Below are 14112 nucleotides of genomic sequence, written 5' to 3' on the forward strand. Positions count from 1 at the left end.
CTCATTCGCCGAGACCTACCGTAGAGACCGGTTGCTACCCGCGCGTCACCGAGCCGGAAGGCCACTTCCTTGCCCGAGCGTCCCCAGGCACTGTTCGCCATGACAGCCCAGAACGTGCCGCACATCTTCCCGCCGGAGCTGCTCGCCCGGCTGCGCGAGCACGTAGAAATCGATCCCACTCTGGTGGCGCACGACTTCACCGAACCCCGGGCACGGGAGACGCTCGCCCGCACCGAGGTCCTGATCACCGGCTGGGGCTGCCCCCGCCTGGACGCGGCCGCCCTCGACGCGGCCCCGAAACTGCGGGCGGTGCTGCACGCGGCCGGCTCGGTCAAGGGCTTCACCACCCCCGAGGTCTGGCAGCGCGGCATCGTCGTCTCCTCGGCCGCCGCCGCCAACGCCCTGCCCGTCGCCGAATACACCCTCGCCATGATCCTGCTCGCCGGAAAGGACGTCTTCGCCTTCCGCGACCTGCTGCGCGCCCGCCGCACGTTCCCCTACGGCGACCTCGTCCCCGGCATCGGCAACCACGGCCGCCGCATCGGCGTCGTCGGCGCCTCCCGCATCGGCCGCCGCCTGATCGAACTGCTCCGGCCCTACGACCTCCGGGTGAGCCTCGCCGACCCGTACGTCGACCAGGCCGAGGCCGCGCGGCTCGGTGTGCCCCTGCTGCCCCTCGACGAACTGCTGCGCACCTCGGACATCGTCACCCTGCACGCCCCCCAGACCCCCGAGACCCGGCACCTCGTCGGCGCACGCGAACTCGCCCTGATGCCCACCGGATCCGTACTGATCAACACCGCGCGCGGCGCCCTGGTCGACCACGACGCGCTGATCGGGGAACTGCGCACCGGGCGCCTGAGCGCCGTACTCGACGTCACCGACCCCGAGCCGCTGCCCGCCGACTCACTCCTGTTCGACCTGCCCAACGCCTTCGTGACACCCCATCTCGCCGGCTCCCAGGGCAACGAGGTGGCCCGGCTCGGGCGGACGGTGGTGGAGGAGGCGGGTCGACTGGCGGCGGGCGACGGTCTTCTGTATGCCGTCGACCACGCGGGGCTGGAGCGGACGGCGTGACGGTGGACCGTATGCGAGCGGCCGTACGCCACCGCACAGCCGCCCTCGTAAGGTGACCTGAACACACGATGAAGGGGGCCGAGCGGTGGCGAAGAGGGCGCAGCCCGGCACGGGACCGGACACCTCGACCGTGCGGGACGTCGCCGCGCGCGCCGGAGTCTCCGCGTCGACCGTCTCCCGGGTGCTGGGCGGCACCTACCCGGTGGCAGCGGCGACCCGCGCCAAGGTGCTCAAGGCGATGCGCGACCTGGACTACGTGGTCAACGCGCACGCCCGTGCCCTGGGCGGCGCCACCAACAACACGGTCGCGTTCGTCGTGGACGACGTCACCGGGCCGTTCTACGCGCACATCGCCCGCGGAGTCGAGGAGCAGGCATCGGCGGAGGGCCGCCTGTGCATGCTGTGCACCACGCACGGCGACCCGCAGCGCATCCTCGCGGTCGTGGAGACCATGCGCGAGCAGCGGGCCGACGCGGTGATCGTGGTGGGCGGGGCCTGGGAGGACAAGGCGTACCAGGACCGCATGACCCACTTCGCGCACGCCCTGGACCGGGCGGGTTCCCGGCTGGTCCTGGTCGGCCGGCCGCCGCTCGGACCCGGGGTGCCCGCCACGGTCGTCGACTACGACAACGAGGGCGGCGCCTTCGCCCTGACCACCCATCTGCTCTCCGGCGGCCACCGCCGTATCGCCTACCTCGGCCGGGTCGCCGGCCTGTCCACCAGCGGCCAGCGGCTCGCCGGTTTCGCCCGCGCCCATGAACTCCTCGGCCTGACCCCCGACCCCGAACTGATCCTCGACGGCACCTTCTCCCGTTCGTACGGCTACCAGGCCACCCGTGAACTCCTCGCCTCCGGACGGGAGTTCACGGCAATCTTTGCCGCCACCGACATGATCGCCGCCGGGGTGATCCAGGCCCTGCGCGAGGCGGGCCGCCGCATCCCGGACGACGTCGCCGTGGCGGGCTACGACGACATCCCGGTCGCCCGTGATGTCCATCCCGCCCTCACCACGGTCCACGTCCCCCAGGAGGAACTGGGCCGCGCCGCCGTCCGTCTCGCTCTCCACCGCGCCGAACTGCCCGACAGCCAGCACCTCGTGCTGGGCACGCACGTGGTGCTGCGGGACTCCACGCCCAGAGCGCAGTGAACGGCCCTCTCGCGCCGCCGTCCGGGCGCACTTGTCCGCTGTGGCGTTACGGACGCGGTTCCAGGGAGATGTGCGGGGACAGCGCGCGGAGGAAGTCGGGCGCGTCGAAGATCTCTCCCGCGGAGACGACACCGACCGCCTTGGTCCGTCCCGTGAGGATGCGGTCGACCGCCTCCACCACGAGCGGTGCGGTGACGGCGTAGATGTCCCGGCCCCTGGCCACCGCGCGCCGTTCACTGCCGCCGGAGCGCACGACGACATCGACGAGGAAGGTCTGCGCGGACCGCCCACGCTCGTCGGCCGCGGCCGGCGTCGGTGTGTCCGGCGCCGACACGTCCCTGGCCGCCTCGACCGTCATGTAGGTGCGCACTTCGGGAATGGACAGGTGGCTGGGCACGGTGACGACGTCGGCCATCGTGAACTCCCCGATGACGGCCCGGGGGCCCATCGGCTCGGGGAAGGGCCACTCCAGGGCCGGCGGGCTGTCATCGCGGTACTCCAGCCGCCCGTTCGTGTAGACGACACGTCGGCCGCCCCGCCGCTCCCGGGAGACCACGCCCGCGGCACGCGAGCCGGCGGTGGGGTGCCAACTGCTCAGCCCGTACGCGATGTGCGCCTCGTCGGCCGCCGTCCAGTCGCCCATCGCGGCGGTGGTCAGCAGGTCGCCGAGGCCGCCGTAGAAGGCCATCGCGGGGACGATCGCCGTTCCCGCGGCGCGGGCCCGGTCCGCGAAGTGCGCGAACGTGTCGGCGTTGGCCTCGATCTCGGCCGCCACATCCACATACGGGATCCCGGCGCGCAGTGCCGCCTCGATCAAGGGGGCGGCCGTCGTGGCGAAGGGCCCGGCACAGTTGATCACGGCCGCCGCACCGGCCAGTGCGCGGTCGAGCGAGACGGGGTCGTCGACCGACGCCGGGCGGACCTCCGATCCTGGTTCGGACGCCGCCAGCGCCTTCAGCTTCTCGGCGTCGCGCCCGGAGAGCACCGGGACGAACCCGCGCTCCCGCAGCTCTGCCACCACGAAGCGCCCGGTGTGCCCGTACGCCCCGAACACCACCACCGTGTGCCGCGATTCCATGAATTTCTCCCCCGTGCTCGGATGATCTGCTGCGCTCTGTCGTAGACATCCTTTCGAGGCCGGGTGTCTCACGCGAGTGTCTGGAACGACATGACCCGTACAATTCCGGACGTGAACACTGTCGCGCTGGCCGTCACCGACGGGATGCTGCACTTCGAACTGTCCATGGCGTACGAGGTCTTCGGCGCCGCCCCGGCCGGCGTGGCAGAGCCCTGGTACGACGTCGCCGTCTGCGGGCCGGCCGCCGTGCGGGCCGGCCGGTTCCGGCTGGAGCCCGACCACGGCCTGGACCAACTCCCGCGCGCCGACACGGTGATCGTCCCGGGCTGGGCCGACATCGACGCGGACCCGCCCGCAGGCCTGGTCGACGCGGTGCGCGCGGCCCACGAGGCAGGCGCACGCGTGGCCTCCCTCTGCACGGGTGCGTTCGTGCTGGCCGCCGCCGGTCTGCTGGACGGCAAGCGCGCGACCACACACTGGGCGCACACCCGGGCCCTGGCCGACCGCTATCCCCGGGTGGAGGTGGACCCGGACGTCCTCTACGTGGACAACGGCAGCGTGCTCACCTCCGCCGGCAAAGCCGCCGCCATGGACCTGTGCCTGCATCTCGTCCGCCTGGACCGCGGCTCGTCGATCGCCAACGCCGTCGCCCGCCGCCTGGTCGTGCCGCCGCACCGGGACGGCGGCCAGGCCCAGTTCGTCACCACCCCGGTGCCCGCCCCGGACCACCATCCGCTCGCCGGACTGCTTCCCTGGGTGCTCGCACGCCTCGACCAGCCGCTGACCGTGGAGGACCTGGCCCGCCAGGCGCGGATGAGCTCGCGCCACCTGGGCCGCCACTTCAGGTCGGTGACCGGCACGACCCCGTTGCAGTGGCTGCTGACTCAGCGGATCCGCCAGGCCCAGGAACTGCTCGAGACCACCGACCGCAGCGTCGACGCCATCGCGACGGCCACCGGCATGGGCACCGCCACCACACTGCGCCGGCACTTCAACCGCACGGTCGGCGTGCCTCCGGACACCTACCGCCGCACCTTCCGCTCGCGCTCCCTCCCCGACCCGAACGCGTAACCCTCGATGATACGGATTTCGTTGATTCAATCCCCATCAATGAAGTGTTTCAGTGAACGTATGGCCCTTCAGGTGCGCTTTCAGTAGATTTACCGCTCATGACCTCACAGCCCCTGCCCGCCCAGCTCCCCCAGACCGACCTCACCCGGCATCGCCGTCTGCGCGAGCAGGGCAGTCTGGAGCGGGCCGAACTCGATGCGATCCTGGACGCGGGGTTCGTCTGTCACCTGGGTGTGGTGGTCGAGGGGCGGCCGCTGGTCGTGCCGACCGTGTACGGGCGGGACGAGCGGCAGTTGTTCGTCCACGGTTCCGTGGCGAGCCGCAGCCTCGCGGGCGGCACCCCCGTCTGCGTCACCGTCACCCACGTGGACGGCCTGGTCCTCGCCCGGTCCGTCTTCGAGCACGGGGTCAACTACCGCAGCGCCGTGATCCACGGCGAGGCCCGCAAGGTCACCGACCCGGAGGAGAAGCTGGAGGGGCTGCGCCGGCTCACCGAGCACGCGACGCCCGGGCAGTGGTCGTACGCCCGGCGGCCCAGCCGCAAGGAGCTCGCCGCCACCACCCTCCTCGCCCTCTCCCTCGAAGAGGCCTCGGTCAAGATCCGCACCGGCGCCCCCGACGACGGCGACGGACCCGACGCCGAGCTGGGCCTGTGGGCCGGGACCCTGCCGCTGACCGCGGTCTGGGGCGCCCCCGTGGCCGACCCGCTGCTGGCGCCGGACGTCCCTGTTCCGGGACACATCGCGCGGCGCGAGGGGACCCGGCACGGCTGACGCGCAGGCGGGGGCATACCGTGAGGAGCCGAACGCCTGAGCCGGGAGGAGATACGGGATGGGCAGCCGCACCGTGCTGGTCGAGGATCTGATGGAGCGCTTCCCGCATGTGCCGCGGGAGGCCGTCTTCAAGGAGGACCTGCTCCGGGGCGGAGTCGCCTTCGACCCGTCCGCACTCAGTGACAACGAGGGCGGCGAGGTCAAGCCGAAGTCGTACTTCATCTTCTCCTTCGACCACGGCACCCTGCCCGAGCTGGGCGAGGCCGCGCTGCGCCGGCCCCCGGAGGAGATCATCCTCACGGGCGGCCCGTACGACCTGCGCCGCACCGTCGTCTCCGTACGGGTGAACCCGGCCTCGCCGTACCGGGTCGCCGCCGATGACGAGGGGCTGCTCGGGCTGTACCTGGACGGGAAGCGGATCGCCGACGTCGGTGTGCCGCCGATGCCCGAGTACTACCGGCACACCCTCTCCAACGGGAAGTCCGTCATGGAGGTCGCCCCCACCATCCAGTGGGGCTACCTGATCTACCTGACCGTCTTCCGGGTCTGCCAGTACTTCGGCGCCAAGGAGGAGTGCCAGTACTGCGACATCAACCACAACTGGCGCCAGCACAAGGCCGCCGGCCGGCCGTACACAGGAGTCAAGGACGTCGAGGAGGTCCTCGAGGCCCTGGAGATCATCGACCGGTACGACACCGCGAAGGCGTCCACCGCCTACACCCTTACGGGTGGCGCCATCACCAAGACGGTCGCCGGGCGCGACGAGGCCGACTTCTACGGCCAGTACGCCAAGGCCATCGAGGAGCGCTTCCCGGGCCGCTGGATCGGCAAGGTCGTCGCGCAGGCGCTGCCCAAGGCGGACGTACAGCGGTTCAAGGACTACGGCGTGCAGATCTACCACCCCAACTTCGAGGTGTGGGACCGCCGTCTGTTCGAGCTGTACTGCCCCGGCAAGGAACGTTACGTCGGCCGGGACGAGTGGCACCGCCGCATCCTCGACTCCGCAGAGGTGTTCGGCGCGCGCAACGTGATCCCCAACTTCGTGGCGGGCGTGGAGATGGCCGAGCCGTTCGGCTTCACCACCGTCGACGAGGCCATCGCCTCCACCACCGAAGGCCTGCGCTTCTTCATGTCCCACGGCATCACGCCCCGCTTCACCACCTGGTGCCCGGAGCCCACCACCCCGCTCGGCAAGGCCAACCCGCAGGGCGCGCCGCTGGAGTACCACATCCGGCTCCTGGAGGCCTACCGGGCCACGATGGACGACTTCGGGCTGTCCTCCCCGCCCGGCTACGGCCCGCCCGGACCCGGCCGCGCCGTCTTCTCCGTCAGCTCATTCATGGACAGTCTGCCCGCCCGGGATGCGGTGGAGGTGTGATCCGCGACCGGAAGCCGGTCCGGCGTTGAGCCGTATGGCGCCCGCGTCCGTATCAGAGGCCGGAGTTGTGGGCCCGAGCAACCGCGGTCACGTCACGCGACCTTCCGGTCACCGGATTTGAATACGCCGCTTGTCAGTTGTGTCGATGACGTGAAAGGCTCCTGCCCGCCGCGAGGTTCCCCCAACTTCATTTCCTCTATGGTGAGTTGACCTCGCTCGTGGATGCAGGAGTCCCATGCCCGACCTGCCGACCCCCCAGGACGACACCGAGGCCGCGCTGTTCTCGGAGTGCTGGGACGCGGTGCTCTCGTACGCCGACCTGTGCACCTCCGGCTCGTTGACGGCCCATCAGCTCGCCACCGAGGCGTTCACCCTCGGGATGCGCGAGGTGCGTGCCGCAGGGGCCGCCTCCGTGCGCGGCCCCGGCCGGCGTGCCGGGCGGCTGCCGGTGATCCCGGAGCTGCTGACCGCCGTACGCAACACGGCCGCGAGCTGGGAGGCCGAGGGCCAGGGGCACAAGCTCGATCCCGATCTGCGGCTGTGGCTCAACTCCGGCCAGGCCGCCCGCTACAGCGGCCCGCCGCTCGGGCGCCCGGTCGCGCTGCGCGGCCTGAGGGACATGCAGGATGCCGACGCCTCGCTGCTGTGGCTCGCCGAGGTGGAGGCGCTGCCCCTGCCGACGGTGGCCCGCCGGCTCGCCCTGGACCCGGCCACGGTCGCCGAGGAACTCGACCAGGTCCGCGGCCTGTTCAGGGACCGCTGTCACCGCGCACACCTCGACTCCCCGATGGACGCGCAGTGCCGCAGCTATGCCCGGCTGCTGGACGCGGTCACCCGCTCGGCCGCCGCCGACACGCCGGGCGACCTCTCCCGGCACCTCGCCACCTGCGTCCGGTGCGCCGAAGCCGCCGCCTGCCTGCGCCTGCACGGCGGCGGACTGCCCGCCGCGCTGGCCGGCGGGGTCATCGGCTGGGGCGGCCTCGCCTATCTGGAGCGCCGGCGCCGCGCCGCCGAGGTCCGGCTCGGCGCGGGCCGCCCGGGCGCCGAGCCGGACACCGGCGACCCCGAGGAGGGCGCGGGCCGCACCCGGGTGCTGCGCGGCGGCCTGCTCGCCGCCGCCGTCCTGCTGTCGGCGCTGGCGCTCGGCGTGTCGATGATGCCGTTCGGCGGCTCGAGCGGCTCGAGCGGCTCGACCGACTCGGGCGGCTCCGGCGACGACACCGCGGCCGTCCGCGACGAGCGCCAGCCGGTCGCCGCCCCCGGCATCTCCCGCACCACCGCCGGGCCGGCCTCCTCCCGCCCGCCCTCCACCACTGCCTCCGCGACCGCCACCCGGACCAAGCCCGAGCGCAAGAACCCCGATCCCGAACCCCAGGGCACCTCCTCCGCCACCACCGACCCCGGCCCGAGCGGGACGACCGCCCCCGCCGCCACCTGCCAGGTCGCCTACGACCTGGTCAACCAGTGGGCCGACGGCTTCCAGGCCACCGTCACCGTCACCACCGGCGAGGCCCTCACCGACTGGCAGGTCGCCTGGACCTTCCGCGACGGCCAGCAGGTCGGCCAGATGTGGGACGCGACCGTCCGTCAGAACGGCTCCCGCGTCACTGCCGCCGCGGCCGACTACAACCGGAGCGTCGCCGCGCACGGGACGCTGACCTTCGGCTTCCTCGCGTCCTGGCAGGGCGGGAACCGGGCGCCGTACCACTTCACCCTCAACGGGGAGCCCTGCACGGCGGGCTGACGGCCCCTCGGACCGCCCCGGCCGTATCCCCGCCGCCCCGCACGGCCGTACCCACGGGGCGGTCTGCGCACGCCCGGCGACGGCCTGGACGCGCGGCCTCCTCTTCCGCGCGGCCTCCCGTGCGGTCGCCCGCCTCCCGCATCGTCCCGGCACAGCCGCCGGGTGGCGATTAATCACCGTCCCATCACCGTGTCACTACGTCGGCGTCACCGTCCCGGTAGCCGAAAACCCGAGTTTTCGCCAATTCCCCCATCCTGGCGGGACGTTTCGCCGCGCGTACCGGGCGTGGGTGCGGGACCCGGGCGGGGCACGCTCATACGACCTACCTGGAAGTTCCGCAACTACCGGGCGGTACCCCCGATGTGGCGCAATTCACTCGCCCCAAAACGGCGCTCTGTCACCATCAACGCCTGCGCAAAACGAGGCATCCGGACTGCGGCGGGGGGCGTGGCCATGGGGCTGCTCGGCAATGAGCTGGCGTTCGCGCACGCGCTGACGGCCCAGGAGCGGGAGAGCGTGATGGCTCTCGGCAACCGGAAGCGCTACCCGGCCGATGCCCACCTTCTGACAGAAGGTGACCGGTCCAGTCACGTAGTGATCATACTTCAGGGGTGGGTGACCGTTTCCGTGGCCACGGACCGGGGTGCCGCCGGGCTGATACTCGGCCTGCGCGGCCCCGGTGAACTGCTGGGCGAGATGGCCGCGTTGGACCCGCACCCCCGCAGCGCCACCGTACGCGCGCTGGGCCCCATAGAGGCCCAGGTCATCACGGGGGACGCGTTTCGCAGATTTCTCGCCCTGCACCCCCGCGTCAGCGGTCTGGTGATACGCCAGCTCACCTTCCGCCTCCGCAGCGCCGACCAGGAACGGTCCGCGCTCGCCTCGCTCACCGTGCTCCAGCGCCTGGCCAGCCGGCTCACCGAACTCTCCGGAGCCGAACCCTCCGGCCCCTACACCCCGTCCGGAGCGGGCCCCTCGACCGGCCTCTCGCCCGCCGGACCCGTCGTCCAACTGGCCCAGGACGAACTGGCGGCCACCATCGGAGCCACCCGGGAAGCCGTCGCCAAGGCCCTGCGCCTGCTGCGCGACCAGAACATCGTGCGCACGGGCAACCGGATGGTGGAGATCCTCGACCCGGCGCTGCTCGCCCTCCTCGCGGAGGGACATCAGGAGTAAAGCCCCGCCTCGCCATGTGTAAACGGCTACAGACGGCCTGCGTCCCGGGCCTGACGCTGATGGGACGAACCACCACTTCGGCAAGCGGACAGGACTGCAGGGGGCACGGGTGAACCACGGCGCACCGGAACTCGGCGAAGCACACTACGAGTTGGTGATCAGCGTCGATGCCAGACGTTCGGGGGAGTACGACGACGTCGACAAGCCGCGCATGCGCGCCCGGATCTACCGGGTGCTGGAGACGGCGTTCACCCATGCCTCGGTGGGGCGCGACGCCGTCCACATGGAGGACCGCGGCGACGGCGTGCTGGTGTCGGTGGCGGGCCGGATCGCGGTCACCCGGCTGCTCGGCCTGTGGCTGGTCGAGGTGCACGAGAAGCTGCGGGACGAGAACCGCGGTCTGCGCGTGCCCCTGGGACTGCGGATCGGCATGCACGTCGGCCCGGTCCGGCACGACGAGCGGGGCATCAGCGGGCGCGCGGTCGACCTCGCCTGCCGGCTGGCCGACTCCTCCGTCGCCCGCCGCCTCCTCGACGCCGAGGAGGCCGACCTGGTGCTGGTGACCTCACAGTCCCTGTACGAGGACGTGGTCAGCAGCGGCGGCAAGTTCATCGAGCCCGGGCACTACTCCCCGGCCCGGCTGGAGCTCAAGGAGGGCGAGGTCACCGCCTGGTTCCACCTTCCCGGCCGGCCCGCTCCGGAGATTCCCGCGACGCCCTCGCCCTTCGGCGCGGCCGTCGCCGAAGCCGCGGACATCGCCGCCGACTTCGCCGTCACCGGGCCGAAGTCCGAGCCGACGGCCGAACCCGCTCAGCGCCCCGACCCGTCCGGTACCCAGTACACCGTCCACGGTGACATGTCCCAGCACCACGACAACGTCTACCAACAGCCCGTGCACATCGGCCGGATCACCGACCGTGACACCGAGCGGCGGAAGGGCGGAGCCGAGTGAGCGACGACGAGCAGGCGGGCGGCGCGGCCGACGACGTCCCCGAGAAGGCCGACGAGGGACGGTCGTCCGACGACGGCAAGAAGCAGGACAGGGACGACAAGAAGCAGGACCGGGACGACAAGAGGTCCAAGGACGACCAGTCCCGGGACGGCGAGGGCAAGGGCGACGACAAGAAGTCCGCCGAGGACGAGGAGGCGGAGAAGGAGAAGGAGCGGGAGAAGGAACGCGAGCGCGCCGCCGGGCGGTTCAAGGCGTACACCCGCGACCCCCTCGCCGAGGACGAGGGCGAGGACGGGCCCACCGACCTCGCAGCCGCCGCGCGCACCCGCCGGGCCACCCGGATGCTGTTCGACGTCGGCCGGGACCTGAACCGCTTCGACCGCTCGTACATCAACAGCGCCCACATCGGCGACATCAACCTGCGGCTGGACGGCCGCCGACCGGGCGCCGGCATGCGCAGCGGGCCCGTACCCGAGGAGGAACTGCGCAGGCTCCGCCGCGTCCATGTGGAGCCGGAAGGGTACATACGGCTGCGCAACGCGCTCCGCGCCCGCCGGCTGCTGGTGCTCGGTGCCGCACCCGGCACCGGACGTACGAGTACGGCGCTCTCGCTCCTGGACGAGATCACCCAGTATCCGGCGGACGGCACGGCCGTCGACCGGGTGCTGCGGGTCGATCCGGACGGCGGGGTACGGCAGCTGGCCGCCGAGCTGGAGTCGCGGGGCGGTTCCGGGTATGTGCTGGAGCTGTCCCTCACCCGGCCCGGTGCGCTGCCCCCGGACGAGATGGACCTCGACGAGCTCGCCGCGGCCCTGGCCCGGCACGACGCCTTCGCGGTGATCGTCGTCACCGTCGGGTCGGCGGCGAACCCGCTGCTGGCCGGCCGGTACGGGATGCTCTGCCCGCCCGTGCCCACCGAGGAACTGCTCGCCACCCGGCTGCGCGAGCGGCTGGCGGACCGCGCCACCGAGGCCCGGGAGGGCGACCCCCCGCCGGACGACCTGCTGGCGCGGGCGGAGGAACTCGCGGACCGGGACGAGGTCAAGGACGCGGTCGGGCTGGACGATCTGCGCCCCGCCGAGGCCGAGCTGCTCGCGTCGCTGCTCGCCGGGCATGCCCTGGGGGACATCACCTCGTACGAGGAACTGCTGTCCGGCTGCCGGAGCATCGCCGCCGGGCAGGCCCAGGAGTGGTTCGCCGGTGTGGACCGGGCGCTGACGGCGCCTGCGGCCGAGAGGGAACGGCCGGAGGGGAGCGCGGGGCGGTCGGGGACGGCGACGCTGTTCCACCCGGTGGCGTTCCGGATCGCGCTCGCCGTGCTGGGCGGGGCCTCGCACAGCGCCGTGGCCGCCGCCGCCCACCTGCTGACCTGGGAACTGTCGGTCCAGTCCGACCCGGACAACACGCCGGCCCGCCCGCTGTTCTGCGACGACCCGGAAGCCGATCTGGCGCTCTCGCGCGCCGAACTGACCGACGGCAAGGTCGAGGCGGACGGGCACGACGTGCCGGCGCGGCTGATCTGGTACCGGGGTTCCGCCCTGCCGTCCGCGGTGCTGACCGAGCTGTGGGACCGCCACTTCCCGGTCCGGGCGCCGGTGGTGCGCTGGCTGCGGCTGCTGGCGGACGATCCGCGCTCGCAGGTGTGGATGCGCGCCGCGGTGGCCGCGGGGGAGCTGTGTGTACGGGACTTCGACCACGGCTACACCGAGCTGGTCCGGCCGCTCGCCGAGGCCACCACGTCCCGCCGGCGGATCTTCGCGGCCACCACCATGGACCAGGCCGCCGGTCACGACTCGCACCGCAGGACGGTGCACAAGCTGATCAGCGACTGGAGCAAGCACGGCACCAAGTCACTGCGCTGGACCGCCGCGATGGCGCTGGGCTACGGCAACGCCCAGGCCACGACCGACGACACCCTGGACACCCTGGCCAAGATCGGGGTCCGGGACGACGGGGAGCAGTTGGCGGTCGCCTCCTTCAACGTCGTACGGCTGCTGGCGCTGCCGGACGCCGCCGAGGTGCTCGCGCGGGTGACCGAGTGGACCCACCACAAGCGCGAGCCGTACCAGGACCTGGGTCTGGTGACCACCGTCCGGCTCGCCCTGACCACGGTGGACGAGGTGCTCTCGGACGACCCGGACTCCCCGCTGGCCGACCGCGGCGACTGGCCGCTGCCCCTCGCCCTTGCCGCCACCCGGCCCGAACTCGTCGGCCCCATGGCCGACTTGATGTGGACCGCGCTGAACACGGCACGCGCGAGGGACGTGGCGATGGACGCGCTGGAGCGTCTGCTGCGCTCGGCCGTGCGCAAGGACGGCGCCGAGTGGACCCGGCCCGGGCTCGCGGCACTGCTGCCCGCGCTGGCGACCGAGGAGCACGACCGGCGGCGGCTGGACTGGCTGCTGCGCCACATGATGAACGACCCCGAGAACCCCGTCCCCGACGCGCAGGCGCGCGACCTGTGGTGGCTCGCCGTCAGGCCCTCGGAGCCGACGCGCCGGGACAGGCCGCACGGGGAGAGGCCGCGCCGGGAGACGACCCGCGAGGAGGAGAGGCATGGCTGAGGACGAGGACGAGGCGGCGGCCGCAGGCGTGGCGCCCCCTGGGCCGTTCCTGAAGGAGTACACGCCGATCGGGCTCCCGCCGGTGAGCGCCCAGAAGGCCTCGGTGGTGTTCTACCGCAACGGCGGCTACAGCGTGATCACCGTCTCGGGGGTGCGGCACGTCGACAAGCGGGCGCTGGCCCGGCCGTACACCGTCTGCGAGATCGCGCAGGGAACCTATGTGTCGAGCCTCGAGCTGGAGCTGCCGGCCGCCGGCGGCACCAGCTTCTTCAAGGCCGAGGTGGACATCGAGTGGGAGGTCACCGATCCCCATCTGGCCGCCGTCCAGGTCGTGACCGACGTCGCCAAGCGGCTCACCTCACCGGTGCTGGAACGGCTGCGCGAGGTCACCCTGACCTACCGGGTGACCGACGCCGAACAGGCCAACCGCGTCATCACCCGCGAGTGCGTCGGCGGACGCTGGAGCGACCTGGGATCCGACCTCGGCCTGCGGGTGCGGCTGTACGTCCGCCTGGGGGTGGACGACGAGGCCATCGGGTACGCGAAGAAGCAGCGCGAGGTCCATGCCGACGCCGAGGTCACCAAAATGCGTCAGGACGCGTTCCGGCGCATGCTTCAGGGCGGCGAACTGGAGCAGCTCAGCTTCATGCTGGCCGCCGACCCCGAGGGAGCCAAGGACTTCCTGGAGAAGATCCGCCAGGAGGGCCGGCAGGACGAGCGGGAGCGGGTCGACCGGCTCTACAGCATGGCGTTGCGCGGCGAACTCAACTCCATCGACGTGGAGACACAGGTCCTGAACCTCCTCAACAAGGACCACCGCGGCCTGACGGGCCCCATCGGGACGGTGCCCGCCCGGCGCCAGCCCCGGCAGCTGGAGCAGTCCGCCGACGGCACGTTCACCCCGGAGTGGGTGTCGGACGAACCGCCCCGGCGGCAGCCGTACCGGGCGGAGTCCTCCCGGCAGGAGCCCCGCCGCCGGGACCGCCACCCCGGCGACGACGCCGAGGCGGACGAACCGCCCTCCCGCACCCGGCGCCGGCCGCACCGCTCCGACCCCTATCCGGCGGAGGATCCGGACCGTGAGCCGTCGCGGGGGCGGGCGTATCGGTCGGACGGTTATGCGGACGACGATGTCGACCGGGAGCCTTCGCG

General features: G+C 72.3%; 11 protein-coding genes. 10 read left to right on the plus strand and 1 reads right to left on the minus strand.

The genetic code is table 11. The features are described 5' to 3' along the window. Window positions 1-69: 69 nt before the first annotated feature. Both AQI88_RS14385 and AQI88_RS14390 read left to right on the plus strand, forming a co-directional pair. Window positions 70-1077 (plus strand): hydroxyacid dehydrogenase, encoded by a 1008-nt coding sequence (locus AQI88_RS14385; protein WP_066997753.1) that lies wholly within the window; start codon window positions 70-72, stop codon window positions 1075-1077. Window positions 1078-1162: 85 nt separating this feature from the next. Beyond that, window positions 1163-2224 (plus strand): LacI family DNA-binding transcriptional regulator, encoded by a 1062-nt coding sequence (locus AQI88_RS14390; RefSeq protein WP_066997756.1) that lies wholly within the window; start codon window positions 1163-1165, stop codon window positions 2222-2224. A 46-nt stretch (window positions 2225-2270) separates the two neighbouring features. Here the strand turns inward: AQI88_RS14390 and AQI88_RS14395 are convergent, their stop codons facing one another. Then, a complete protein-coding gene (locus AQI88_RS14395) occupies window positions 2271-3302 on the minus strand; it encodes a saccharopine dehydrogenase family protein (protein ID WP_066997758.1) in 1032 nt (343 codons plus the stop codon). A 111-nt stretch (window positions 3303-3413) separates the two neighbouring features. On the opposite strand from AQI88_RS14395, the gene AQI88_RS14400 reads away from it, so the two are divergent. The 8 genes from AQI88_RS14400 to AQI88_RS43030 form a co-directional block, all read left to right on the plus strand. Continuing rightward, on the plus strand, window positions 3414-4373 hold the full coding sequence (locus tag AQI88_RS14400) for a helix-turn-helix domain-containing protein (RefSeq protein ID WP_066997761.1): 960 nt from the start codon (window positions 3414-3416) through the stop codon (window positions 4371-4373). A gap of 98 nt (window positions 4374-4471) precedes the next feature. Next, window positions 4472-5146 carry a pyridoxamine 5'-phosphate oxidase family protein gene (locus AQI88_RS14405; RefSeq protein ID WP_066997764.1) on the plus strand — a complete coding sequence of 225 codons (675 nt, stop codon included), beginning with the start codon at window positions 4472-4474 and terminating at the stop codon, window positions 5144-5146. A gap of 58 nt (window positions 5147-5204) precedes the next feature. Then, a complete protein-coding gene (locus AQI88_RS14410) occupies window positions 5205-6524 on the plus strand; it encodes a radical SAM protein (protein WP_066997767.1) in 1320 nt (439 codons plus the stop codon). Window positions 6525-6759: 235 nt separating this feature from the next. Further along, entirely contained in the window at window positions 6760-8268 is a 1509-nt protein-coding gene (locus tag AQI88_RS14415) for a cellulose-binding domain-containing protein (RefSeq protein WP_066997770.1), read from the plus strand. A gap of 453 nt (window positions 8269-8721) precedes the next feature. Further along, on the plus strand, window positions 8722-9444 hold the full coding sequence (locus AQI88_RS14420; RefSeq protein WP_066997773.1) for a Crp/Fnr family transcriptional regulator: 723 nt from the start codon (window positions 8722-8724) through the stop codon (window positions 9442-9444). Window positions 9445-9553: 109 nt separating this feature from the next. After that, window positions 9554-10396, plus strand: a complete 843-nt coding sequence (locus AQI88_RS14425) for a nucleotidyl cyclase domain-containing protein (protein WP_066997776.1) — start codon at window positions 9554-9556, stop codon at window positions 10394-10396. After that, window positions 10393-12960 carry a hypothetical protein gene (locus AQI88_RS14430; protein WP_066997779.1) on the plus strand — a complete coding sequence of 856 codons (2568 nt, stop codon included), beginning with the start codon at window positions 10393-10395 and terminating at the stop codon, window positions 12958-12960. The genes AQI88_RS14425 and AQI88_RS14430 overlap by 4 nt, the downstream gene beginning before the upstream one ends. Further along, a partial coding sequence (locus AQI88_RS43030; RefSeq protein WP_208615784.1) for a hypothetical protein occupies window positions 12953-14112 on the plus strand: 1160 nt, incomplete at its 3' end. The genes AQI88_RS14430 and AQI88_RS43030, both read left to right, overlap by 8 nt.

It is taken from the genome of Streptomyces cellostaticus (genome assembly GCF_001513965.1).
GTDB classification, from domain to species: domain Bacteria; phylum Actinomycetota; class Actinomycetes; order Streptomycetales; family Streptomycetaceae; genus Streptomyces; species Streptomyces cellostaticus.